This window comes from Halobacillus mangrovi (genome assembly GCF_002097535.1).
Classification (GTDB): domain Bacteria; phylum Bacillota; class Bacilli; order Bacillales; family Halobacillaceae; genus Halobacillus; species Halobacillus mangrovi_A.
The window spans coordinates 3266645-3288884 of record NZ_CP020772.1 but is presented as its reverse complement, the minus strand read 5'-3'; the positions used below and the strand labels follow the sequence as shown (position 1 = coordinate 3288884).

Sequence of the window (22240 nt, the reverse complement as noted above, 5' to 3'; positions counted from 1 at the left end):
ATTAAAAATTCCTATTCTATTGTACTTACTATACGTAAGATAATCAAGGCAATCTAAGACTAAGAAACGAGTTTTAAACCAACAACACCGGCAATTATGCACAATATGAAACCGATACGGCTGACACTCACATTCTCTTTGAAAATGAAGATACCCAGCAGTACCGTACCTACAGATCCGATACCTGTCCATATGCCGTAAGCAGTTCCAATCGGCAGTTCTTTAAGCGACAGGGACAAAAAGTAAAAGCTTGCCGCACCGGACAGAAGAGCCAACAAGGATGGCCCTCGTTTCTTAAAGCCTTCCGACAACTTCAAAAACAACATCCCAAACATTTCTCCTACGCCTGCTACGAATAAAAAGATCCATGCCATACGTCAGCCCTCCTACTCAGTTTGTGTTTCTTCAGAAGATCCATTCGAAAATTTCAAGCCTACAATGCCAAAGATTAAAAGTGCAATAAAAAAGAGCTTCCCAGCGCCGCCTGAATCGCCAAGAAACATCATCCCGATCAATGCTGTACCCGCTGCGCCAATTCCAGTGTAAACAGCATAGCCAGTACCTATATCAATCATGTTCAATGCTTTTGTGAAGAAGTAAAAGCTAATTCCAATACAGATAATTGTCAAGGCTGAGAAAATCGGGTCTGTAAAACCCTCGGAAAGCTTCAGCCCGACTGCCCAACCAATTTCAAACAAGGCTCCCAATAAGATGTAGATCCATGCCATCGTTCATTCCTCCAGTTCCGGCTCCTTGATTCCGAGCCAGAATATTTCCCAGCTCGCTTGCTGTCGCTGTTCAAAAACAGCTTTATCGTAAAAGTTTTCTTCTAAGAAAAGTCCATCAATCAACGTATAAAAAGCGGATGTCAACGTATCTGTAGATAGAGGTCGAAGCACCTTCTCTTCAATTCCTTTTTCAATGACTGGACGAATAATATCAGTCATATTGTTTTCCACCATCAGAAACACTTCTTTAATCTGTTCAGAGAATTCTTCTGGCGGAAAGAAGGTGACACGCTTAAAAAACATGCCCTCCGTTGAATCTGCCATATGACTAAGATAAGAACGATAGATGTGATGCAATCGTTCATAAATCGTATGATCGGCAGACAAATCAGCTTGAGAGCTCAAATAATCCATTTCTCTCTTTGCCACATCTTCAAGCACATGAAGAAAAATAGCATCTTTACTTTTAAAATGATTATAAAGAGAAGGTTTCTTTATACCTACGGCTTCTGCAATATTGGCTAATGTTGTATTTTCATATCCATGGTTTGCAAACAGGGTCAAACTTTCATCTAAGATTTTTCGCTGGGTCATATTTTTCCTCACCTCGATCAACTAACTAACGTTTGTTAGTTTAATTATAGCATCGGTATGTTTATGTGTCCAGTGTGGAAATCATTCGACATGTTTAGTCATTTATAGATAGGGAATTAGTAACTATATAGCTTTTATATTTTACTAAAATCTAGAGAAGGGTGTTGAAGCGGTGAATAAATATAGATTAGACCGATTTGAGGGGACTTTTGCCATATTGGTACACGAGGAAGCGGGCGGTAATGAACTTCCGGTCCTAAAGGAACGATTAGTGGCTTCTGCCAAACCAGGAGATATTTTAATCATTGACTTCGACAGTATGGGAAGTCTAAAGCATGTAGAGATCTTGCCAGAAGTTAAGAAAATGGAGAATGCGTAATAACCATTTTTTTACGCTGTAATTTTCAGAAAATTATGTCGATTAATCTTGATTTTCTTAGTGGTTCCCCCATAATATGAGTAAGAGATAGTAATGGGGGGATCGGTTGTGATTTTTCGGGATGCATTGGATTCACTAGATGAAGGTATCTTGATCACAGACGTGAATGATGAAGTTGTTTACATGAACCCAGCCTACGGACATTTGTTTCAATTACAGGCCTGCACAGCGAATATGAAGGATCACTTTGAGCTTCTGAATTCCAGCTTTTCTCGCCTTGATCAAGTGGAACTAGAGCAGGAATTAACTGTTGTTGTAAGATTTCAAGAACAGATCTACCAGTTGTACAAGCGGCAGCTAAGCGATAATGGGGAGACCTATTTACTTTACAGGTTGATCGATGTCACACCACAGGAGAAGTTGAAAGAACAGTATAACCAGGTCATTGAAGAAATGGTTGTTCATGTTATGAAGATCAATAAAGGATATGCATTGATTTATCTCCCACCCCTTTATAGTGAAGACCTCAAAATCATTCTGCTTGAGCGCGTCCCACTCGCGTGTCAAAACCAACACATAACCAAGCTTGCCTTGTACCTTTCTTCCATATCTGAAATGGACCCCGGCTGGCCTGGTTTGCTTGAAAAATTGACGAAGACTTTAAAACTACTTGGAGTAGAGGTGGTCTTAGCTGGGATTAGACCTTCTTTTGTCCTGCAGGTCACAAGAGCTGGCATCCGTTTCAATCACGTACGTACATTTTTAGATTTAGAGCAGGCGACCGCTTATTTATCCAAATAATAAAACCTCCAGGGAAATGAGAAGGGTTCCCTGGAGGTTTTATTATTATTTCATCAAATCTTTCTTTAACTCATGATCTTTGATTTCGGCTTGTGGCAGCATAATGGAATGAAAATCGAAAGGGTCGAGCTCTTTTTCGTTGTATAGGCGATGGGGTGCATCTGGATTTTGCAAGGCGCTGGTCCCCAGGCTGATAAAATCAGCATGCTCATCCTGGATAAGGGTTGCTGCTTTATCAGGATCCTGGAGCTGGCCATTGGCGATTATTGGCAGCCCGCTGAATTTCTTCGCTGCTTGCGACATCGACATTGAACCTTTTCCAAAACCGGGCTGAGCCCCGTCCTGATCTGTTACATGAATAAAGTCAAGCGGAGCGTTTCCAAGGGCACCAAAAATCGTTTCCGCATCTGCTTCTCCAAGTGCCCATCGGTGTTCACCGTCCGATGCTTTTCCTTGAGAAATACGAATCCCTACAATGTAATCATGACCAACCACTTTACGTACTTCCTGAATGACTTCAAGTACATAACGCACACGGTTGAAAGTTGTACCGCCATACTGATCCTCTCGATTATTAAAATAATCCGTTATAAACTGATCAAGCAAATATCCATTTGCTCCATGTATTTCTATGCCATCGAACCCAGCTTCTTTGGCCAGTTTAGCAGAACGAGCAAACGACTGTTTCACTTCTTCCATGTCTTCATGCGTCATTTCCCTGGGAGTAGGAAATGGACCTTCGCCGCCATAAAAAGAGAGCTTGTCATTTTTAGGTGAGACGGGGGATGGGGCAATGTTTTCTTTGGCATGAAGGTTTCCTTGTGACTGAGCTCCGGCATGCATCAACTGGGCAAAGAACAGGGCACCATGCTGATGTACCCCTCTAACGATTGGCTTCCAGGCATCTCTCTGGTTTTCATTGGCAAGACCAGGCTGATTGTGATAGCCCTGTGAATACTGTTCGTCCGGATAAACCCCTTCACTGATAATGGCACTGAATCCGCCTTTGGCATAACGCTCATAGTATTGTTTCATTCTTTCGTTAGCTATGCCGTTATTGGCTGCGCTCACTCTCGTCATAGGTGCAACAATGTACCGGTTTTTAAAGGTGTGGTGCTGTAAACTCTGCTGATCAAATAAAACTTTATGTTTTTCATTCATCATTAACATCTCCTTCTTTCATTCCATTTCCATGAACGATTTATCTTAAACAAAGGGATCGGTTTTCCCAGCTTTTTGATGTGCTATAATACAAACAAATGTTCTTTGAAAGGTGAGGGCTGGAATGGAAGAACTATTGGACGGATTGAATGAAGCACAGCAGGAAGCGGTTGTTTCGACGGAAGGATACGTTCGGGTCATTGCCGGAGCTGGTTCCGGTAAAACGAGAGCGTTGACGCATCGCTACGCTTTTATCGTCAATGAGCTTGGCGTCGACCCTTCGAATATGCTCTCGGTTACATTTACAAACAAAGCCGCTCATGAAATGCGCCGAAGAGTGAAGAAATTAATCGGTGGAGAGCAGGACACAGGCTTTATCACAACGTATCACGGGTTTTGTGTTCGTGTATTAAGGGAAGATATTCACCGACTGTTTTACCCCAAAAACTTCATTATTTTGGATGTTGAAGACCAGAAGATTTTACTTAGGGAAATCTTTGAAGAGATGGAGCTGAAGATGAACGATAAAACGTTCAAGCGAATCTTGGATAAGATCGGGATGCTGAAAGGAAATACCCATTATGTCCAGCAAATGATCCTTCGTGGAGAAATGCCAGCCGTAGAGGATGCTGGAGACATGGACAGCCAGATTATCCAGCGCTACCTGAAAAAGCAGAAGCGGGTGTATGGGCTGGATTTTGATGATTTGCTTAATTGTGTCTTTGTCCTTTTCGAACAATATAAAGATGTGCTTGAAAAATGGCAGGAGAGATTATTTTATATCCAAGTCGATGAATTTCAGGATAGCAGCCTGAAACAGTACGAGCTCGTTAAAATGCTTTCAGAAAAGCATGGAAATCTGTTTGTGGTCGGAGATCCGGACCAGACAATCTACGAGTGGAGAGGAGCCGATCCACAGTATATTGTTGAATTCGAGAAATTTTTCAAGGATTCTCAAACGATTTTTCTAAATCAAAACTATCGCTCCACCCCTGAGATTCTATCTCTAGGAAATGCACTTATCCAAAATAATTACTTTCGTGTAGATAAAGATATGGAGACTAAAAACCCCCCTGGAGTTAAAGTGGTCCATTATCATGGCAAAGATGAGATTCAAGAAGCCAAATGGGTTGTTGAGAAGATACAAGAGATCACCGAAACAAAACAAGCAAGTTATAAAGATATAGCTGTTCTATACCGTGCGAATTACTTGTCACGCTTCATAGAGCAGGAATTGATCCAGCACAATATTGAATACACCATTTTTGGAGGATTCAAATTTTTTGACAGGTTAGAGATCAAGGACGCCCTGGCTCATCTTAGAATGATTGCCGTAGGGGACGACTTGTCCTTTTCCAGAATTGTAAACGTGCCGAAGCGCCAGATTGGTAAGAAGCGGATGAACTTTCTGAGGGAAAAAGCGGAACAGGACAATCTTACATTATATGAAACGTTGAAAACGTATGCCGGTCACGAACGGATGAGAAGAACAGACGCCCGTAGTTTTATTGAAGCGATTGAGTATATGCGGAGTCGTAAAGAAGAACTGACGGTTTCAGAGCTGCTTCAAGAAGCGATGCAGAAGACAGGATATGAGGCTTACCGGCGAGAGGATGGAGATCAGGAGCGGCTTGATAATCTTACAGAACTGCTTCATTCGATCGTCCAATATGAGCAAACGCTTGGTGAGGATATTGATTTAGATGAGTACTTGCAAATGATCTCTCTTTATACAGACGACGATCGGGATGATCAAGTGGATTCTGTAAAAATGATGACGATTCACACGGCGAAAGGCCTGGAATTTCCCTACGTCTTTGTCGTTGGAATGACCGAAAGCGTTCTGCCGAATGTAAGAGCGTTGCGTGAACGGAAGGAAAGAGCGCTTGAGGAAGAACGACGTCTCGCATACGTCGCAGTGACGCGGGCCGAACGTGAACTTTATTTGACCGAATCTGAAGGGTTTCAGAACGGAGGACAGAAAAAGTATCCGTCACGCTTTATCTTTGAAGTCGAAGATGAACTCTATGAACGGATTGGAGAACTGGATGAAGCCTTAATAGAAGAAGCAAAAGAATACATTCGTGCTTCACATCCTCAGAAAAAAGAACCTCAAAGGGAAGGTTTTGAAAAAGGAGCACGTGTGAAACACCCTGTCTTTGGAGTCGGAACGATTGAAGATATAGATGAAAAGAAAAATACGTATCGGGTCTTTTTTGATCAGATGAAAGCACCAAGACCGATCAGTCGGAACTTTAAGAAACTAGTAAGAGCAGAATAGATTTAGAGGAAGGATTTTTCATGTGAATCAGTGGTTTGAAAATATAGTGGGAAATAACTCACTCCTTATCTATGCCTTGATGCTTTTCGCCGTGCTTTCGCTTAGGTGGGCCATCTTAAATGTGGTGAAGCGGTGGAGCAATAAAAAGGAAGAACGCTCAAGTTTTTATTATATGGTCAAAAGCATTGTCAATTGGTTTACGATTTATGGCATCATCATCTATACGCTGATTCATTTCAGAAGCTCGGACTGGATGTTCGATGCTCTGTTTACCATAGGATCAGAACCTGTATCCATATTCCTATTAATCATCGCCATATTGATCATATCGTTAACGAATCGTTTATCCAATCTCGTCCGAAGTTACGTGTTTCCGGGAGTGTACAAGCGGTATGAACTGGATAAAGGAGTCCGGTTTACATTTGATAAAGCTTTCCACTATCTTATTATGATTCTAGCGATCATCATCAGCTTGTCGACTGTTGGATTTGAATTAAGCGCTCTAACGGTCTTTGCAGGTGTGATCGGTGTTGGTATTGGTTTTGGGATGCAGAACATTGCGTCGAACTTTATCTCGGGTATTATTTTGCTTTTTGAGCGCCCCATCAAAGTCGGGGACAGAGTGATTGTTGATGATATTATTGGTGATGTAGAAAGAATCAACATGCGCGCGACTGTAATTAAAACGTTGGACAATGAACATATCATCGTACCGAATTCTTATTTTCTTGAGGAACACGTCATTAATCGATCTTACAGTGATAAAGTGATGAGGCTCGTCATTCCTGTAGGTGTCGCTTACGGAAGTGACGTCCCGCTTGTCAGAAATTTGCTGCTTCAGGTAGCAGAGGATGAAGCGAAGGTTTCGCCTACTGTGAGAAAACACCCAGATCCGTTTGTAAACTTCAAGGAATTTGGGGATTCATCGTTGAACTTTGAGTTGTTTGTCTGGATTTCAAATCCTGAACACGTCATCAGGATAAAGAGTAATTTGAATTTCAGAATTGATGATATCTTCAGGGAGCATAATGTAGAAATTCCATTTCCTCAAAGGGATTTGCACCTCAGAAGCGTCGATCCAGCTATAGTGGAAAAATGGAAAAGGGAGTAGTTGGAATAATGGTTCTCAGGTAAGGGATATTTATCAAAAAAATTAGGAATGTGTAGGAAATCCCTGTTCATAGTTAAAGCTTCAAATGAATGATTCTCTACCCTACCATAAAGAGGTCAGGTGAACGATGAGACCCCGGAGATCGGTACGATCGAGGACGCCCACGGAAAGCGATTCGTTTACCTGACCTCTTTTCACTTCTCATAGTGATGGAAGCTGCAGATGAAACTCATACACATAAAAAAAACGTCACAGCAAGTGACGATTTTTTATATGGCGTTTGCGATTTCTATCGCTTTTTGTGTTCTTTTTTCATTATCCGCACCATAGTATTCAAGTTGATAGACGACATCATCTTTGTTGTTGTACCACTCGACATACACATGGTCTTCGTGCTCCTGCACTCCTGCGACTGCCCCTGAGTTCAGATTAACCTGCAGCTCGGATTCTTTTAAAATATTCCCCGGGTCATAAATCGTCCGGACTTTTAGTTCTTTTTTGCCTTCTGATTGGTAGTGGACTTGAACCCTATCCTCATCGGATGAGGCTTCTACAGAGGCTACATTAAAAGGGACTTCATCCGGAAGACCGATTTTTTCCTGTTGGTCTTTAGAAAGGGCTTCAATGGAATTCCCAAACGTTTGAGGGTATTTTTCCTTTAAGTCCTCCAAAGCAAGGTCCTGGGATGAACACCCAGCCAGCAGGAAGAAAAAGGCAAGTATCAGTATTTTTTTCAACGTGTTTCACTCACTTCCTGAACAAATCTTCCGACCATAGTTTAGCATAAAATCAGCTCTATCCATACTTGCGCGAATTTTCTAAATAAAAGATGGAACAAAATCGTTTTTCATTCGTAAGAAAGGGAAGATAGAGAGTGATGACCTATTCTTCAGGCCGGGTGAAAAGATAAAGAGAAAAACTTCAAGAAGGAAGGAACGGTTACTATGGAAAACATTAAAATTCGTTCATTTCATGAAAATGACTTTGATGATGTACTGCTGTTAAATGAACAAGAGGGGTGGAGCGGATTGGTGGAAAGAAAAGAAGAAACGCTCTGCTCGTGGCTTAATTCGGAGCCTGCCCTCATTGCGACAGATGGAGAGGAGATTGTTGGTTTTTTAAGAGGTTTGACCGACAGCACTGTCACGCTTTATATTTGTGAATTGCTCATCAAAGAAAGTCATCGGGGGCGTGGAATAGGTGAGCAGTTAGTCCGGGTAGCTCATGAATGCTATCCAAGTACCCGTGTAGAAATGCTGGCGACAAGTGATTCACAGGGGTATTATGAAAAAAGGGGCTATCGCTCGTTTTATGGATTTAGAAAAGCCGCAGAAGAAATGTAAAAAAACAAGCCAGGGCCGCTCATAGAGGCCCTGGCTTTTAATGATCCTTACTTATGCTGTTCGATGAAAGCTTGTTCTTCTTCGGGGGATAAAATTCCGTTCGCTTTTCCAACCGTCCCGTCTTGCAAACGCCAAATCCGGTTGTGGTCTTCATCAACTGTGGAGAAGTCTTCTGCTTTCCATTTTTCTAGAATTTCGCGGTACACTTTATCATGAGTAACCTCAGTCTGTTCTAATCCTTTCAGCAGCCATTCTACACGTTTCGGATGCAGCTCATAGTATCCCCACTTTTTCTTAGCTTTGACCTTTTGGTGAGACATCCAATGGATGTACTCCTGGTAAGTATCATCGGTCATTTCACTGGCTGCTACAGCTTGTCCAAATGGATTTTTTCCTTCTTCTTCATACGAACTCAATTCCTCCAGGCTTACAGCTCCGCTTCCTTCTCTCTTTTCTGCTTCTTTCTCGGCATCACTTGCGGAGGCAGCCTCTGCTGCCTCAGAGTTGAAGATCGTATTTTGCGCATACCAGCCGGCGACACCTGCAAGGATAAAAATGCCAAGGATGCCGAATCCGATCATTTTGTTCGTCATCTCACTCCCCCTAAATAGTCAAATGTGACTAAAGTACCGTTTCCAATTACTACTATTGTAAACAAAAAAGAGCAGACTTGGAAGCCTGCTCTGGAAAAAATCTAGGATTATCGATCGACATAATGTGCTAGTTTTGCGGAAACAGATCGAGGGAAGAGCTTCGATGCATAGGCCATTGACTGGTTCGCTGCTCCAGGAATGACCACTCGTTTTCCCTTCAGAAAGCCAAGGAAGCCTGCTTTCGCTACTTGTTTTGGTGACATTGTGCTGTTGACGAGTTTTGTATGTTCCGCTTGGGCGGTTTTGAAGAAATTTGTATCCGTAGCTCCTGGACATAGAGTTGAGATGGTGATCCCTGTCCCTCGCAGTTCTTCGACGAGCGCTTCTGAAAATGAAAGCACGTATGCTTTAGAAGCATAATAAACAGCCATTTTCGGGCCAGGCTGGAACGCAGCCGTACTTGCAACGTTGAGGACGCCTTTTGGTATGTCATAGAGCGGGGCTGCTTTAATATCCTGGAGGAAGTAGTGGGTCAGTTCAGTGAGCGCATTGACGTTAACCTGGAGCATTTTTTGCTGGTCGAGAAGTGGGAGCTCATCGAATTGCCCGTTCAAGCCGAACCCAGCATTGTTGACTAATACCTCGACAGTCAAATCTAATTCTTTAACTTTGTTGTACAGAACTTCTGCTGCCCCTGGTTCAGACAGGTCCTGTGGAATAACCGTAACGGGGTGCCCGTCCAACTCTTCTTGCAGTTGAATCAATTTATCCTCTGAACGGGCAACGATAATTAAGTTGTAACCTGCTTTTGCAAATAGATGAGCGAATTCGTAGCCGATTCCGCCCGAAGCTCCAGTTATTAGTGCTGTTGGTTTCATGAAAATCTCTCCTTTGACGAGTAATTAAGCTATTCTTTAGTCTATCCCCTCTTTTAGAAATAACAAATCTTCCGCCTGTAAAAAGGGGAAGATTGTAATGGTTAGGCAATTTCTTTTCTTTTTAATGTAAACGCAGCACTAACGAGCAATAGAATCATTAATCCAATTGTAACCGTTAATGCCCCCCACAGCTCACCTGGAGTGTTTCCTGTCGTGACCATCGCTCTTAAGTATGTGCTTATCATGGAAGGGCTCCATTCAATCAAATGGGAGAATGCGCTGCTGATGGTTGAAAGAATAATGAGCGTTGCCATCGTGTAAAACAGGACAAGTCCCGGTGATTTCGTCAGTGCATTCATAAAGATACTAATGGCCAAAAGGAAGGCAAGCCAAATGCCAAAAAGCCCAAAAGTGGTGGCGAAATCGGCGAACGCTACGTCTCCGAATAATAAATTTACATAATACCAGCTTGCTAAAAGACCGAACAAAAGCGCGACAAGCACAAGCAGCACGTAAGCGCTCCACTTCGCTGTTACGTAAGAGAAGTAGGAGACAGGCTTCACAAGGATAAGTTCTGCCACACCGCTTTTTCTTTCTCCGGCGATCGTTCCCATAGAAATTAAAGCAATGACAAGAACGCCGATCATATTCAACTGAGAAATACTCATTAGAAACACTTGATTAGGAGGCGGAGTTGGAATATCAATCGTCGCTCCTTCCGGGAGTCCGCCTGTCGATTCTAGAATTTGCGGCAGGTAATAGGTGGACAGCGGATCGATGATAGATAGTAGAATAAAAACTAATGGTACCCAGATCCATTTGAAGTTTCTCCATGATTCCAGCAGTTCTTTTCTAAATAGAGTCATCCATTGCATCCGAATTCACCACCTTCATGAATAAGTCTTCGAGCTTCGTCTGGCCAATTTCGAAATGCTGAAGCGGCCACTTATGCTGGCTTGCTAAAGATAAGATTTTATCCCGTGCGGCTTCAATGTCCGTCACATATAAGTGAATCGTCTGCTTATGTGTCTCAGAACGTGTGACAAAATCAAGCGCCTCAAGCTCTTTTAGATAAACCTCTGTCTGTTCAGAAAATCGTACAGAAACTTTATCCACCTGATGTTTCTTTTTGACATTCTCAAGCGGTCCCGACTCGACGATACGGCCTTTATGCATGAGGAGGATTTCATCACTGGCTTCTTCGGCATCACTGAGGATATGCGTCGAGTAAAGAATCGTTGTTTCGTGCTTTAATTCTTCCATCAAGTCGAGTACATCACGGCGTCCTATAGGGTCAAGAGCAGAGACTGGCTCATCAAGCATCAATAGCTTTGGGTTATGAATCAGTGCCTGGGCGATACCTAACCGCTGCTTCATGCCTCCGGAGTATTTTCCAATTCGCCTATTTTTCGCATCGGAAATGCCGACTCTTTTCAATAGCTCTTCGGAACGTGCGGCTGCATCCTTCGTTGAAAGGTGAGCAAGCCTTCCGACATACATGAGAAATTCTTTACCTGTCATCCATGAATGAAAGTGAGGATGCTGCGGCAAGTAACCGATATGGGCACGAATATCTTTAACCTTCAAATCCTGAAGCTCTACGTTCCCATTAGAAGGGGAAATGAGCCCTGCCATCATCCGAATCGTTGTCGTTTTACCTGCTCCATTCGGTCCGAGCAGTGCGATACATTTCCCTTTTTCTAGTGTAAAAGAAACATCATCGACAGCAGGCTGCTTATCGTAAATTTTTGTGAGATTAGTGACAGAAATCATGCATCAAGCCTCCTTCCGAAAATGAAGTAAGCGATAGGTCCGAGAATATTAAAAAATAAGATGATGAGTACCCACATCCATTTCGGTCCATTCGTTTCGTCTGCTTTCACCAGGCTCACGATCGCTGTCACCATGAGAATCAATTGAATGATAAACAGTGGGGCCAAAATGGCGATGTTATCCTGCAGCACCTGAATGATATTTTGAGTCATCAGCATAGCAGATTCCTCCTTTCAAATAGAGTTAGAGATTCCATTCAGTCCTTTGTTTCTAGCGTAACCGCCGTGCCGTACGCGATGATCTCTGAAGCGGCACTTGTTACACTTGATGTCTCAAGGCGTAGGGTTATGATTGCATCCGCACCTTTTTCCTCTGCATGCTGAATCATTCGGCCGATCGCTTGCTGTCTGGCTTCATCCATCATCTTCGTATAATCTTTGATTTCACCGCCAACGACATTTTTCAGTCCAGCTAAAATATCCCGTCCAATATTCTTTGACTGAACGGTGCTTCCTCTAACAAATCCTTTAAGCTCTTTCACTTCAAAACCTGGAACAAAATCAGTAGTCACGATAATCATTATCTAATTCCTCCAATTTTTCCTGTCGTCTTTCACAAATTAAATAAATTAAAATCATGGCCAGAAATACATACGAACATAGTAATAGAATAACTCCAGACCAAAGATAAAAGAAAATCAGTACATAGGCGGTAAGCTGGCTTAGAATAGCGAGAAAGAGAAGCAGCATCTTCATGAGGGACGACCTTCCTCTCCGGATCGGTCTTTCCAGGCAGTTTTAAGCAAAATCCAAAACACAATACTTGGAACAGGGAATTGGATTAATCCGACGATTCCCCAGAGCCATGGGACTTTTCCTATTCTTCTAGCTTTAATAAATAAAATAGAACTCTGGGTGAGTAAAAGGAGTGCAATAAGGATGATGCCCCAGATGGGGATTTCTTCAGGTCCGTAATGGGTCATTGTTTCCATGCCACCATTCTTGAGCTTTCTTTGATAAAATAGCCGCCTAATATAACAAGAGATACTATTTGGATGCCTACGAATAAAAGCGGAGCGTAGAAGACCGTAATAGCGAGAACACTCAAGCAAAGTAGAGCGACAACCCATAAGCAGGCCAGTTCAATCCAGAGCCTGCGGTACCATGCTTCTGTTTGCTCCTGTACCATCTGTTCAAAAAATTCCGTGGAAGGTTCATCTACATGGAGGTGCTCATCTGTATGAAGAGACGCTTCGTTCAGCAATTGTTCCAATTCATCCGTTTTCTTGTTTTCGGTCATGAGAGTAGAGCTCCTTCCTGAGTTTTTCTAGTCCGTAGTGGACACGTGACTTTACTGTGCCCGCTTTTACTTTCGTCATCTTGGCGATCTCTTCATAATCATATCCATAGTAGTGCTTCAACAAGATGGGAATCCGATGGTCATCTTCCAATTTCCATAAAGCTTCCTGGACGTCATACCATTCGTCAGGGAGGGAGGCTGATATCGGTTCATGCATCAACCGAGCTTTTACCTTATTTTCAAAGGTCTGCTTGCGTTTTAGCTGCCTTTTTGTATCCAAGTACGTGTAAGTGGCGATTTGGATCAGCCATGTCGAAAAGCTCGATTTCCCCCTGTATTGATGAATTTTTTGAATCGCTTTGACCAGCGTTTCCTGGGTCACTTCATAAGCCATTTGTTCATCGCCGCTCAATTTCCACATATATTTCACAATGAAGCTGTAGTGCTCTTTCAAAAGCTGTGCTAAAGCCTCTTGATCCCCTTGTTTTGCACGCTTGATAATTGAATCCATGATCAATCCTCTTTTCCGACCTATCTATAAGACGTATGATCAAACCAATCCGTTCAAAAAAATTTAACTTTTTTTCAGCATTCCCTCACCTACCCGTGAGTACTCTGCATACATTAATTCGGACTGTTGACATTATTGTCTGAATTTTATAGACTGTTAAAAAGTATTTAGATGAGATTAGCTGAGATGAGAATGAGAGAAGATGAGTTGAGGTTTTGGATGAGCTGAGCAGAGAGAGCATAGGAATCGCCGGACGTGAGGAGCCGGAAGCGATTGCCTGGCCGTTTTTTTCATCCTCCCCTAGTTTACCCTCAACGTCTCATTCTCCATAAACTTATATGGAGAGGTGAGCCCATGACCACGTTTGAATCTTTTATAAATGATGCTTCTACGCATCGAACTATTCCAATTATTCAATCTTTTTACACGGATACCCTTACACCGATTCACATGTTTCACGCCCTGAAAGAAGAAGCGGTCTATATGCTTGAAAGCCAGGATCCGGAATCGCCCTGGTCCAACTATTCTTTTATCGGACTAGACCCGATGATGGAGATTAAAGAGCAAGGATCTTCCTTCACCATTTTAGATTTTGATGAGGATCGCGAAGAGAGAGCGGGAACATTTAAAGAAGCGTTTAACAAAGTCGTTGAGCAGCTGGATGTAAAGATACCGGACATTCCGCTTCCTTTTACAGGCGGAGGTGTCGGCTACATCAGCTATGACGCCATTTCTGATTATGAGCCTGTGCCAGAAGCGATCGAAGATGATTTGAACCTATCAAACTATCATCTGTTATTTTGTAAAACATTGATTGCTTACCACCATAGAACAAAAGAAACGACGATCCTTTCTTTTTCAAGACTTGATGAGCACCCTTCAAAAGAAGAGGCGTATGATGCGGCCAAGCGTCGAATCAAAGCCGTCCAGCATCGCTTGATGAATCACCATGGACTAACTGATTTGATGCTGACTGAAGACGTGCCTGAGGAAAAGGATTTAGTGCTTGATAGTAATTACGAGCCTATACAGTTCAAAAAAGACGTAGACAAGATCAAGGAGTATATTCTTGCTGGTGATATTTTTCAGGCCGTTTTGTCTCAACGTTTTCATACCGAAACGAAGCGGAGCGGCTTCGAACTCTACCGTGTATTAAGAAAAGTAAACCCATCCCCTTATATGTTTTATTTAAAAATGAATGAATTAGAAGTGATCGGCAGCTCTCCGGAGCGTCTTCTCGAAGTGCGTGACGGCAAGCTTGAAATCCATCCCATAGCGGGAACGAGAAAACGTGGCGAAACACCCGAAGAGGACGATACCTTAGCTGAAGAGCTTCTGGCAGACGAAAAAGAACTGGCGGAACACCGAATGCTTGTCGACCTTGCCAGAAACGATATTGGCCGAGTAGCTGAATACGGAACGGTCGATGTCAGTGAATATTTGACCATTGGACGCTTTTCCAAAGTGATGCACATTATCAGTAAAGTGACCGGAGAGTTGAAAAAAGATATTTCTCCAATTGACGCACTGATTTCCGCTTTTCCAGCCGGTACGTTATCCGGTGCGCCTAAGGTAAGAGCGATGCAGATTTTGAGAGAATTAGAACCGACACCGCGAAATCTCTATGGCGGCGGTATTTTATATTTAGGATTTGATGGTAACATCGATTCCTGTATTACGATCCGGACGATGACATTGGTAAACGAAGACCTGTATATCCAGGCAGGTGCTGGTGTTGTCGCTGATTCTGATCCGGAAGCAGAGTATCAGGAAACGTTGAATAAAGCGAGTGCCCTTAAACGAACCATCCAGTTAGCTGAGCATGTTTTTGAGACGAGTAGAGAAGGAGTGGAGAGTAAATGAAAGAACTATTGAGCAGAGTTGTAGCTGGAGAAACCTTAAATGAGACAGACGCTTTTACAACCATGGACCAGATTATGAATGGCAACATGACGACAGGTCAGTTGATGAGTATGTTGAGCATAATGCGCTACCGCGGGGAAACGGTTGAGGAAATGACCGGTTTTGTCCGAGCGATGAGAGAAAACATGACCAAAATTGACACCGATGAAGAGGACCTCGTAGATACATGCGGAACGGGAGGAGACGGAGCTTCCACATTCAATATCTCTACTGCTGTATCCATCGTACTTGCGAGTATGGGTGTAAAAATAGCGAAGCACGGAAATCGTAAAGTATCTTCCAGGAGTGGAAGTGCTGACGTACTGGAAACACTCGGAATTCCTATTGACAGTACTCCAGAACAAGGTGCGAAGGCCATTGCTGATAAAGGCATGACGTTTATGTTCGCTCCGATATATCACCAGGCGATGAAGCATGCTGGACCAGCGAGACAGGAATTAGGCTTCCGTACCGTGTTTAATCTCTTAGGGCCAATGTCCAACCCTGCGAATGCCAAACGCCAGCTGCTAGGAATCTATGATACGTCACACGCTGAGAAAATGGCAGAGACGCTTCACAAACTAGGATCGAAACACGTCTTGCTTGCCACTGGACGTGATGGTCTTGATGAAATCACGGTCACTGGAGAAACAGATATCGTTGAGCTCAAAGATGGTGAGATTACGAGATTCACGATTACCCCAGAAGACTTTGGTCTAGAGAGAGGCAGCCTGGAAGATATCCAAATCAGCAAGACAGAAGAAAGCGCGGCAATGATTTATAACGTACTTTCCGGTCAGGCGAATGAAAGTGCGATGACAATTGTAACGTTGAATGCTGCTGCAGGCCTTTATGTAGCAGGAAAAGTGGAGGACCTTAGCGAAGGAGTATATCAGGTGCAAAAAGCCATTCAGACGGGAGTGACTTTTGCTTACTTCGAATCCATTGCTGTTGAAAAGGAGAATCGCCAATATGCTTGAAACCATACTAGCTGTGAAGAAACAAGAAATCGATCGTTTGTTTCTTCCAGAAGAACAAACATTCAAACATTATTCATTATATCAATCGTTGAAAAACTCCCCCTTCGAGGCGGGACTGATTGCAGAAGTGAAAAAAGCTTCTCCATCGAAAGGTATTATTAGAGAGGATTTCAACCCTGTCCGGATCGCACACGATTACAATGAGGCAGGGGTGCAGGCCATTTCTGTTTTAACGGATCAGCACTTTTTCCAAGGACATCGTGACTTTCTGACAAACATCAAGCAGGTCGTCGATGTTCCTGTCTTACGAAAAGACTTCATTATTGATTCCATCCAAGTGGCAGAAAGCGCCTATATCGGTGCTGATGCCATTTTGCTTATTGGAGAAGCTCTTGAAGCCCACCAACTGCATGAATTGTATTTGCAGGCGCAGGAGCTTGGATTGGAAGCTTTAGTTGAAGTGCACAGCGAAGAAACGCTGGAAAAAGTATTAGCTCAGTTTACCCCGGAAATCCTCGGAATTAATAACCGGAATCTTCATACGTTTGAAACAAAGCTTTCCCAGACAGAGAGGATGGCAAAGCTTGCGCCAAAAGAGTCTCTGCTTGTTTCAGAAAGCGGCGTATTCACTTATGAGGATCTACAGGAGGTTGTCGGGTACGGAGCAGAAGCGGTGCTTGTTGGAGAATCATTAATGAGACAGCAAAACATCAAACAAGGCGTGCACAATTTGATGAAGGGAGAAAATGCCTGATGAGAGAGCCGTTAGTCAAATTTTGTGGAAACCGATCCCTATCAGATGTCGCAAAAACATCTTCCTCAGATGCGACTCATCTAGGCTTTATCTTCGTAAGAAAAACGAAACGATGTGTGCGCCCAGAGCTAGTAGGCCGCTGGGTCAAACAGATTCGCCCAAAACAAAAACTCGTTGGAGTATTTGTAGAGCCCCGGATGGATGTCATCGAAGAAGTACTTCATTTTGTTGATTTGGATGTGATACAGCTTCATGGAAATGAGACCGTTTCCGATTTACTGAAAATCAAGGAAGCGACAGGGTTGCCTGTTTGGAAGGTGATCCACCATCAAAATGAAGGGCGAAAACAGATGGATCTTTTCCAGGGAGTTGCTGATGGATACGTAATCGATTCCAAAGTGAAAGGAGCACACGGAGGGACCGGTGTTCGTTTTGACTGGGAAGCGGTACCTGAATACAGGGATTTAGCGATAGAGCAAGGTGTACCCTGCTTAATTGCCGGAGGAATCAATCCGGATAACGTTGGAGAATTGTTAGCCTATAGACCAGATGGCATCGATCTATCCAGCGGAATTGAAGAAAATGAACAGAAAGATCTCAGCAAGGTTCAAACAATCATGAAAGAGGTGGAACAAAATGTTGCAAGTTTTTCCAGACATTAAAGGCCGGTTCGGAGATTTTGGCGGAAAATACGTCCCGGAAACGTTGATGGGGCCGTTGCAGGAGCTCGAAGCAGCACTAGACGAAGCGATGGAGGATACAGCGTTCATCGAAGAATATCACCACGTATTAAAAGAGTATGCCGGCCGACCAACCGCCCTTTCTTATGCAGATAAAATCAGTGAGCATCTCGGTGGTGCAAAAATCTATCTGAAGCGAGAGGATTTGAACCACACAGGTGCCCATAAATTGAACAACGCGATTGGACAGGCGTTATTGGCAAAGCGCATGGGTAAACAGAAAATCATCGCAGAGACCGGAGCCGGACAACACGGGGTAGCCTCTGCTACGGTAGCAGCGAAATTCGGACTAGAATGTAAAGTGTTCATGGGAGAAGAAGACATTCGACGTCAGGAACTGAACGTCTTCCGCATGAAGCTGTTAGGTGCTGAAGTGGTTTCCGTTTCAAGTGGAAATGGAACATTGAAGGATGCCACTAACGAAGCGATCCGCTATTGGGTAGCGAATTGTGAAGACCATTTCTATTTAATCGGTTCAGTTGTCGGACCCCATCCGTATCCTCGTATGGTCCGTGATTTCCAGCGTGTAATCGGCGACGAGTCCAAAGAACAGTTCCTAGAAGTAGAAACGAAGCTTCCGGATCGCATTTACGCCTGCGTTGGCGGCGGAAGTAATGCGATGGGCATGTTTTATCCATTTTTAGAAGATGAAGCAGAGCTCGTAGGTGTCGAAGCAGCTGGAAAAGGAATCGATACACCTGAACATGCTGCGACCTTATCAAAAGGAACACCTGGGGTCATTCACGGATCCTTAACGTATTTGATGCAGGATGAGAATGGACAAATTACTGAACCTTATTCGATCTCAGCAGGATTGGACTACCCTGGCATCGGACCTGAGCATGCGCACCTTTTCCAATCCCGTCGGGTCCGCTATGAAGCGATCACCGATCAAGAAGCATTAGATGCTCTTAAACTATTAACAGAAACAGAAGGCATAATTCCAGCAATCGAAAGTGCCCACGCGCTTGCACAGGCCTTCAAGGAAGCTGGCGATATGTCGTCTGATCAAACGATCCTGATTAACTTATCTGGCCGTGGTGACAAGGATATGGCTACATTGATGGATCATTTCCAGGAGGAGGTGTAACATGCTCACAAAAACTTCATTCCAAGGGAAACTGACAAAAACAGAGAACTTATTCATACCATTTGTTGTTGCCGGTGATCCGACTCCAGAAATGACCATCCAATATGCCCTTCGCCTTCAGAAAGAGGGAGCCGATATCCTTGAGCTTGGCGTGCCCTACTCGGATCCATTAGCAGACGGTCCAACGATTCAGAGAGCAGCCAAGCGCGCATTGAATGCTGGAATGTCATTGAGAAAAGCGATCCAGCTTGTTCCAGAGCTCAGGAAAAATGGTGTCGAAATTCCTGTTGTGATTTTTACGTATTATAATCCTGTTTTGCAGCTCGGACATGAGTACTTTTTCGAGCTGTTAGAAGAAAACGGAGCAGAGGGTGTATTGATTCCTGACCTTCCTTACGAAGAGAGTGAAGAAGTACGAGCTCTAGCAGAAGAAAAAGGAATCGAGTTCATTTCCCTTGTAGCCCCGAACTCTGATGTTAGAATTAAGCAGATCGCTGAGCATGCGAGAGGTTTTCTCTATTGTGTATCTACTTTAGGCGTAACCGGAGAACGCTCTGGTGAAATGTCAGCGGACTCACTTTCTTTCATTAAAAAAGTGAAAGAACACAGCCCTGTTCCCGTAGCCGTCGGATTTGGAGTTTCGTCTAATGATGATGTGAAGCTAGTCCGCGAACATGCCGATGGAGTGATTATTGGAAGTAAAATCATCCGCTTAATTGAAGACGGATTAGAAAAAGTCCAGCAAGGAAACGAAAACGAAGCCTTAGAGGATTTTTCAGCTGGCATACATGAACTCGTAAAGTAAGACAGCAAGAGCAGAGAGGAGTAGAGCAGAGATGATTTATATGATCGACCATTATGATTCGTTTACGTACAACCTTGTCCAGTATTTAGGTGAACTTGGTGAGGAAGTGATTGTCAGACGAAACGATAAAGTCGAGTTAGCAGAGATTGACGAGTTAAAGCCTGATTTAATTTTTCTATCCCCGGGTCCATGTTCCCCTGATGAAACAGGGGTGACCTTAGAAGTTATAGAAAGGTATAAAGATAAAATCCCCATGTTCGGGGTCTGCCTTGGCCACCAGGCGATTGCCCAGGTTTTTGGTGGCAATGTCGTTCGAGCAGATCGGCTGATGCACGGGAAATCCTCCAACATCTTTCATGATGGAAGCGGCATCTATAAAGGGTTAAACAATCCGATGGAAGCGATGCGCTATCATTCTCTTATCGTAGATCTCCCTGGATTGCCGGACTGTTTTGAAGTGACAGCCGCTACAGTAGAAGGAGAAATCATGGGAATCCGTCACCTGGAGTATCCGATCGAAGGAGTCCAATTTCACCCGGAATCGATTGGAACAAATGATGGCAAGCTGCTTTTGAAAAATGTGATTCAAAGTCGCATGAAAGCTATTTTATAGTCAGAGAGCTGGTATCTTTTTTGGAGATACCGGCTCTATTTTTGTGGGGATAAAGAACTAATTTTACTATAAAATTCTGGCACTGAATCATCAATTTATTAGAAATTTCATAAAAATAAAGCAATTTTTGGATTATCTGACGTTATCGCTTTCATGAATGATTGTAAAAATGTTACATCAAGGAAAAACGGCTCTAAATCCCTCGTTTTGCCCATGGTTTAGCCATTTTTACAAATGTGGAAAGTGTGATAGATTAGGTAGCGTTGTGTTCAGAGGACAGATACATATCGGCCGATGTGAAACGATTCACCTCAACTAAGAACCAGCGTACTAATCGATCAGGAGATGATTCAGTAGTTATGGAACTGCAACAAGATCCAACTCTTTTATGGTTTATGGCCATTTATGCAATAGTAATGATTGGAATCGGCGTATTTATGTCGAAGAAAGTAGCCGGAAGTGAAGATTTCGTTTTAGCCGGTAAAAGCTTAGGTCCTTTCGTATTGATGGGAACACTATTAGCTACATGGACAGGTAGTGGAAGTATTTCAGGCGGAGAAACCTCTATGGCCTTCAGTTATGGAATTCTGCCATCCTTTATGATGATGCTCCCAACGTTAGTCGGTATTATCATTCTTTATGTCATTGCACCTAAAATCCGTGAACAAGGGAAATTCACTGTTGCCGGAATTTTAGAAGCAAAATACGGTCGCACAGCCCGTAACCTTGCGAGTGTCATTATAATCCTAGCTTATGTAGGAATCGTATCATATCAAATGAAAGGCTTCGGCTTTATTCTTAACTTAACGACAGGCATGTCTGTCGCTGCCGGAACGATGATCGGAGCAGGGATGATCATTTTCCTTGCGATGATCGGGGGACTGCGTTCCGTATCCCAGACCGATGCCATCAGTGGATTTTTAATGGTTGGAGGATTAATCATTACCGTTCCGACGATCTTCATCGTCGCTGGAGGATGGAGTGAAATCGTCGCAAATGTACCCGAGTCACACATGAATGCAACTGGTGGGCTAACGACGATTCAAATGATCGGTTATCTATTGCCGTCTCTATTCTTGCTTTTAGGTGACCAAAACATGTATCAGCGCCTTGCTTCATCTAAAGGGAACAAAGCAGCTAAACGCGCTCAACTCGGATGGTTGATTGCGATGATCGTTATTTCTCCATCCATTTCATTGATCGCATTTGCATCCCGTTCTCTATTCCCTAACATCGATCCTGGAATGGCCCTTATGGCGACTACGGTAGCGATGCCTGTAGCCATTGGAGGTATTTTGCTGGCAGCAGCTGCTTCCTTTATCATCACAACCGGAAACTCGTATCTGTTATCAGCAGCTACAAACTTAACGTATGACCTATATAAAAATTACGTAGATAAAGATGCTTCAGATAAAAAACTTCTAGGCATGACGCGTATCTTTATCGTTGTCCTAGGACTGCTGGCCTTTGTCATTATCAGCTACTTCCCAACAGTATTAAGTGTACAAATGTATGCTTATACGGTTTACGGAGCAGGTCTGACGCCGGCTGTACTCGCCGTCTTCTTCTGGAAGCGCGTCAACGTTATTGGCGGTGTAAGCTCCATGGTTGCCGGTGTAGTAGCTACCCTTACTTGGGAAGTTCTTCTACAAAAACCATTTGAAGTGAACAGTGTGGTTGTCGCAGTACCGGTTGCTGTCATTGTGTTGATTGTTGGAACTCTATTAACGACAAACAATTATCAATCTCGTGAAGCGACTTCTAATGCGTAATAGAATATGAGCAAATGAAGCTTCTCTGTCCAAACGGACAGAGAAGTTTTTTGTTAATGGTAAAAATAGGGTGGGTCGTAATTCGAATTGATCATTATTTAGGGATTTGTCGAAAAACGGTCAAAAAAATTG

General features: G+C 43.3%; 28 protein-coding genes. 13 read left to right on the top strand and 15 right to left on the bottom strand.

The features are described 5' to 3' along the window. Nucleotides 1-59: 59 nt before the first annotated feature. The 3 genes from HM131_RS16495 to HM131_RS16485 are packed head-to-tail and all read right to left on the bottom strand — an operon-like array spanning nucleotide 60 to nucleotide 1322. A complete protein-coding gene (locus HM131_RS16495; RefSeq protein ID WP_085030795.1) occupies nucleotides 60-374 on the bottom strand; it encodes a DMT family transporter in 315 nt (104 codons plus the stop codon). Between the two features lie 12 nt (nucleotides 375-386). Next, entirely contained in the window at nucleotides 387-728 is a 342-nt protein-coding gene (locus HM131_RS16490) for a DMT family transporter (protein ID WP_085030794.1), read from the bottom strand. Nucleotides 729-731: 3 nt separating this feature from the next. Continuing rightward, nucleotides 732-1322 (bottom strand): TetR/AcrR family transcriptional regulator, encoded by a 591-nt coding sequence (locus tag HM131_RS16485; protein WP_085030793.1) that lies wholly within the window; start codon nucleotides 1320-1322, stop codon nucleotides 732-734. 172 nt (nucleotides 1323-1494) lie between these two features. Between HM131_RS16485 and HM131_RS16480 the strand changes: the two genes are divergently transcribed. Both HM131_RS16480 and HM131_RS16475 read left to right on the top strand, forming a co-directional pair. Continuing rightward, nucleotides 1495-1701, top strand: a complete 207-nt coding sequence (locus HM131_RS16480) for a DUF3006 family protein (RefSeq protein ID WP_085030792.1) — start codon at nucleotides 1495-1497, stop codon at nucleotides 1699-1701. Between the two features lie 108 nt (nucleotides 1702-1809). Continuing rightward, a complete protein-coding gene (locus tag HM131_RS16475; RefSeq protein WP_085030791.1) occupies nucleotides 1810-2502 on the top strand; it encodes a PAS domain-containing protein in 693 nt (230 codons plus the stop codon). 45 nt (nucleotides 2503-2547) lie between these two features. Here HM131_RS16475 and HM131_RS16470 read toward each other — a convergent pair whose 3' ends face one another. Further along, entirely contained in the window at nucleotides 2548-3666 is a 1119-nt protein-coding gene (locus tag HM131_RS16470) for an NADH:flavin oxidoreductase (protein WP_332308712.1), read from the bottom strand. 121 nt (nucleotides 3667-3787) lie between these two features. Between HM131_RS16470 and HM131_RS16465 the strand changes: the two genes are divergently transcribed. Continuing rightward, nucleotides 3788-5944 carry an ATP-dependent helicase gene (locus HM131_RS16465; protein ID WP_085030789.1) on the top strand — a complete coding sequence of 719 codons (2157 nt, stop codon included), beginning with the start codon at nucleotides 3788-3790 and terminating at the stop codon, nucleotides 5942-5944. Between the two features lie 22 nt (nucleotides 5945-5966). Then, nucleotides 5967-7055: a mechanosensitive ion channel family protein gene (locus HM131_RS16460; protein WP_232324808.1), complete on the top strand. Its 1089-nt coding sequence runs from the start codon at nucleotides 5967-5969 to the stop codon at nucleotides 7053-7055. 269 nt (nucleotides 7056-7324) lie between these two features. On the opposite strand, the gene HM131_RS16455 is transcribed toward HM131_RS16460, so the two are convergent. Beyond that, nucleotides 7325-7792, bottom strand: coding sequence for a putative periplasmic lipoprotein (locus tag HM131_RS16455; RefSeq protein ID WP_085030788.1), 468 nt, complete (start codon nucleotides 7790-7792; stop codon nucleotides 7325-7327). Between the two features lie 207 nt (nucleotides 7793-7999). Between HM131_RS16455 and HM131_RS16450 the strand changes: the two genes are divergently transcribed. Next, nucleotides 8000-8398, top strand: coding sequence for a GNAT family N-acetyltransferase (locus HM131_RS16450; RefSeq protein ID WP_085030787.1), 399 nt, complete (start codon nucleotides 8000-8002; stop codon nucleotides 8396-8398). A 47-nt stretch (nucleotides 8399-8445) separates the two neighbouring features. Here the strand turns inward: HM131_RS16450 and HM131_RS16445 are convergent, their stop codons facing one another. The 10 genes from HM131_RS16445 to sigY all read right to left on the bottom strand — a co-directional run bounded on the left by HM131_RS16445 (nucleotide 8446) and on the right by sigY (nucleotide 13452). Further along, a complete protein-coding gene (locus HM131_RS16445; protein WP_085030786.1) occupies nucleotides 8446-8991 on the bottom strand; it encodes a DUF6241 domain-containing protein in 546 nt (181 codons plus the stop codon). 107 nt (nucleotides 8992-9098) lie between these two features. Continuing rightward, nucleotides 9099-9869 (bottom strand): SDR family NAD(P)-dependent oxidoreductase, encoded by a 771-nt coding sequence (locus HM131_RS16440; RefSeq protein WP_085030785.1) that lies wholly within the window; start codon nucleotides 9867-9869, stop codon nucleotides 9099-9101. A 101-nt stretch (nucleotides 9870-9970) separates the two neighbouring features. Then, a complete protein-coding gene (locus HM131_RS16435) occupies nucleotides 9971-10744 on the bottom strand; it encodes an ABC transporter permease (protein ID WP_085032069.1) in 774 nt (257 codons plus the stop codon). Continuing rightward, nucleotides 10722-11642 carry an ABC transporter ATP-binding protein gene (locus HM131_RS16430; RefSeq protein ID WP_085030784.1) on the bottom strand — a complete coding sequence of 307 codons (921 nt, stop codon included), beginning with the start codon at nucleotides 11640-11642 and terminating at the stop codon, nucleotides 10722-10724. Before HM131_RS16430 ends, HM131_RS16435 begins: the two co-directional genes overlap by 23 nt. Continuing rightward, nucleotides 11639-11860, bottom strand: a complete 222-nt coding sequence (locus HM131_RS16425) for a PLD nuclease N-terminal domain-containing protein (protein WP_232324807.1) — start codon at nucleotides 11858-11860, stop codon at nucleotides 11639-11641. The genes HM131_RS16430 and HM131_RS16425 overlap by 4 nt, the downstream gene beginning before the upstream one ends. A gap of 38 nt (nucleotides 11861-11898) precedes the next feature. Next, entirely contained in the window at nucleotides 11899-12222 is a 324-nt protein-coding gene (locus HM131_RS16420; RefSeq protein ID WP_085030783.1) for a YbjQ family protein, read from the bottom strand. Continuing rightward, nucleotides 12203-12397 (bottom strand): hypothetical protein, encoded by a 195-nt coding sequence (locus HM131_RS16415; RefSeq protein WP_085030782.1) that lies wholly within the window; start codon nucleotides 12395-12397, stop codon nucleotides 12203-12205. The genes HM131_RS16420 and HM131_RS16415 overlap by 20 nt, the downstream gene beginning before the upstream one ends. Further along, complete coding sequence (locus HM131_RS16410; protein ID WP_085030781.1) at nucleotides 12394-12624, bottom strand: sigma-Y antisigma factor component; 231 nt, start codon at nucleotides 12622-12624, stop codon at nucleotides 12394-12396. The genes HM131_RS16415 and HM131_RS16410 overlap by 4 nt, the downstream gene beginning before the upstream one ends. Then, the gene (locus tag HM131_RS16405) at nucleotides 12621-12941 is read right to left on the bottom strand and encodes a YxlC family protein (RefSeq protein ID WP_085030780.1); all 321 of its coding nucleotides are present in this window, start codon (nucleotides 12939-12941) and stop codon (nucleotides 12621-12623) included. The genes HM131_RS16410 and HM131_RS16405 overlap by 4 nt, the downstream gene beginning before the upstream one ends. Continuing rightward, nucleotides 12916-13452 (bottom strand): RNA polymerase sigma factor SigY, encoded by a 537-nt coding sequence (gene sigY, locus HM131_RS16400; RefSeq protein ID WP_085030779.1) that lies wholly within the window; start codon nucleotides 13450-13452, stop codon nucleotides 12916-12918. Before sigY ends, HM131_RS16405 begins: the two co-directional genes overlap by 26 nt. Nucleotides 13453-13806: 354 nt before the next feature. Here sigY and trpE point away from each other — a divergent pair, with 354 nt between their 5' ends. The 8 genes from trpE to HM131_RS16360 all read left to right on the top strand — a co-directional run bounded on the left by trpE (nucleotide 13807) and on the right by HM131_RS16360 (nucleotide 22108). After that, nucleotides 13807-15315 (top strand): anthranilate synthase component I, encoded by a 1509-nt coding sequence (gene trpE, locus HM131_RS16395; RefSeq protein WP_085030778.1) that lies wholly within the window; start codon nucleotides 13807-13809, stop codon nucleotides 15313-15315. Then, entirely contained in the window at nucleotides 15312-16334 is a 1023-nt protein-coding gene (gene trpD / locus HM131_RS16390; RefSeq protein ID WP_085030777.1) for an anthranilate phosphoribosyltransferase, read from the top strand. Before trpE ends, trpD begins: the two co-directional genes overlap by 4 nt. Then, a complete protein-coding gene (gene trpC / locus HM131_RS16385) occupies nucleotides 16327-17088 on the top strand; it encodes an indole-3-glycerol phosphate synthase TrpC (protein ID WP_085030776.1) in 762 nt (253 codons plus the stop codon). The genes trpD and trpC overlap by 8 nt, the downstream gene beginning before the upstream one ends. Then, on the top strand, nucleotides 17088-17750 hold the full coding sequence (locus HM131_RS16380; protein WP_085030775.1) for a phosphoribosylanthranilate isomerase: 663 nt from the start codon (nucleotides 17088-17090) through the stop codon (nucleotides 17748-17750). The genes trpC and HM131_RS16380 overlap by 1 nt, the downstream gene beginning before the upstream one ends. Then, complete coding sequence (gene trpB, locus HM131_RS16375) at nucleotides 17728-18918, top strand: tryptophan synthase subunit beta (RefSeq protein WP_157130912.1); 1191 nt, start codon at nucleotides 17728-17730, stop codon at nucleotides 18916-18918. Before HM131_RS16380 ends, trpB begins: the two co-directional genes overlap by 23 nt. 1 nt (nucleotide 18919) lies before the next feature. Next, nucleotides 18920-19723: a tryptophan synthase subunit alpha gene (gene trpA, locus HM131_RS16370; RefSeq protein ID WP_085030773.1), complete on the top strand. Its 804-nt coding sequence runs from the start codon at nucleotides 18920-18922 to the stop codon at nucleotides 19721-19723. A 31-nt stretch (nucleotides 19724-19754) separates the two neighbouring features. Further along, nucleotides 19755-20336, top strand: a complete 582-nt coding sequence (locus tag HM131_RS16365; protein ID WP_085030772.1) for an anthranilate synthase component II — start codon at nucleotides 19755-19757, stop codon at nucleotides 20334-20336. 359 nt (nucleotides 20337-20695) lie between these two features. Further along, complete coding sequence (locus tag HM131_RS16360; RefSeq protein WP_085030771.1) at nucleotides 20696-22108, top strand: sodium:solute symporter family protein; 1413 nt, start codon at nucleotides 20696-20698, stop codon at nucleotides 22106-22108. Nucleotides 22109-22240 lie beyond the last annotated feature (132 nt).

Coding starts and splice junctions, on each gene's coding strand:
- HM131_RS16495 (WP_085030795.1), bottom strand. CDS start 374: ATGGCATGGATCTTTTTATTCGTAGCAGGCGTAGGAGAAATGTTTGGG.
- HM131_RS16490 (WP_085030794.1), bottom strand. CDS start 728: ATGGCATGGATCTACATCTTATTGGGAGCCTTGTTTGAAATTGGTTGG.
- HM131_RS16485 (WP_085030793.1), bottom strand. CDS start 1,322: ATGACCCAGCGAAAAATCTTAGATGAAAGTTTGACCCTGTTTGCAAAC.
- HM131_RS16470 (WP_332308712.1), bottom strand. CDS start 3,666: ATGATGAATGAAAAACATAAAGTTTTATTTGATCAGCAGAGTTTACAG.
- HM131_RS16465 (WP_085030789.1), top strand. CDS start 3,788: ATGGAAGAACTATTGGACGGATTGAATGAAGCACAGCAGGAAGCGGTT.
- HM131_RS16450 (WP_085030787.1), top strand. CDS start 8,000: ATGGAAAACATTAAAATTCGTTCATTTCATGAAAATGACTTTGATGAT.
- HM131_RS16445 (WP_085030786.1), bottom strand. CDS start 8,991: ATGACGAACAAAATGATCGGATTCGGCATCCTTGGCATTTTTATCCTT.
- HM131_RS16440 (WP_085030785.1), bottom strand. CDS start 9,869: ATGAAACCAACAGCACTAATAACTGGAGCTTCGGGCGGAATCGGCTAC.
- HM131_RS16435 (WP_085032069.1), bottom strand. CDS start 10,744: ATGCAATGGATGACTCTATTTAGAAAAGAACTGCTGGAATCATGGAGA.
- HM131_RS16430 (WP_085030784.1), bottom strand. CDS start 11,642: ATGATTTCTGTCACTAATCTCACAAAAATTTACGATAAGCAGCCTGCT.
- HM131_RS16425 (WP_232324807.1), bottom strand. CDS start 11,860: ATGCTGATGACTCAAAATATCATTCAGGTGCTGCAGGATAACATCGCC.
- HM131_RS16420 (WP_085030783.1), bottom strand. CDS start 12,222: ATGATTATCGTGACTACTGATTTTGTTCCAGGTTTTGAAGTGAAAGAG.
- HM131_RS16415 (WP_085030782.1), bottom strand. CDS start 12,397: ATGAAGATGCTGCTTCTCTTTCTCGCTATTCTAAGCCAGCTTACCGCC.
- HM131_RS16410 (WP_085030781.1), bottom strand. CDS start 12,624: ATGACCCATTACGGACCTGAAGAAATCCCCATCTGGGGCATCATCCTT.
- HM131_RS16405 (WP_085030780.1), bottom strand. CDS start 12,941: ATGACCGAAAACAAGAAAACGGATGAATTGGAACAATTGCTGAACGAA.
- sigY (WP_085030779.1), bottom strand. CDS start 13,452: ATGGATTCAATTATCAAGCGTGCAAAACAAGGGGATCAAGAGGCTTTA.
- trpE (WP_085030778.1), top strand. CDS start 13,807: ATGACCACGTTTGAATCTTTTATAAATGATGCTTCTACGCATCGAACT.
- trpD (WP_085030777.1), top strand. CDS start 15,312: ATGAAAGAACTATTGAGCAGAGTTGTAGCTGGAGAAACCTTAAATGAG.
- trpC (WP_085030776.1), top strand. CDS start 16,327: ATGCTTGAAACCATACTAGCTGTGAAGAAACAAGAAATCGATCGTTTG.
- HM131_RS16380 (WP_085030775.1), top strand. CDS start 17,088: ATGAGAGAGCCGTTAGTCAAATTTTGTGGAAACCGATCCCTATCAGAT.
- trpA (WP_085030773.1), top strand. CDS start 18,920: ATGCTCACAAAAACTTCATTCCAAGGGAAACTGACAAAAACAGAGAAC.
- HM131_RS16365 (WP_085030772.1), top strand. CDS start 19,755: ATGATTTATATGATCGACCATTATGATTCGTTTACGTACAACCTTGTC.
- HM131_RS16360 (WP_085030771.1), top strand. CDS start 20,696: ATGGAACTGCAACAAGATCCAACTCTTTTATGGTTTATGGCCATTTAT.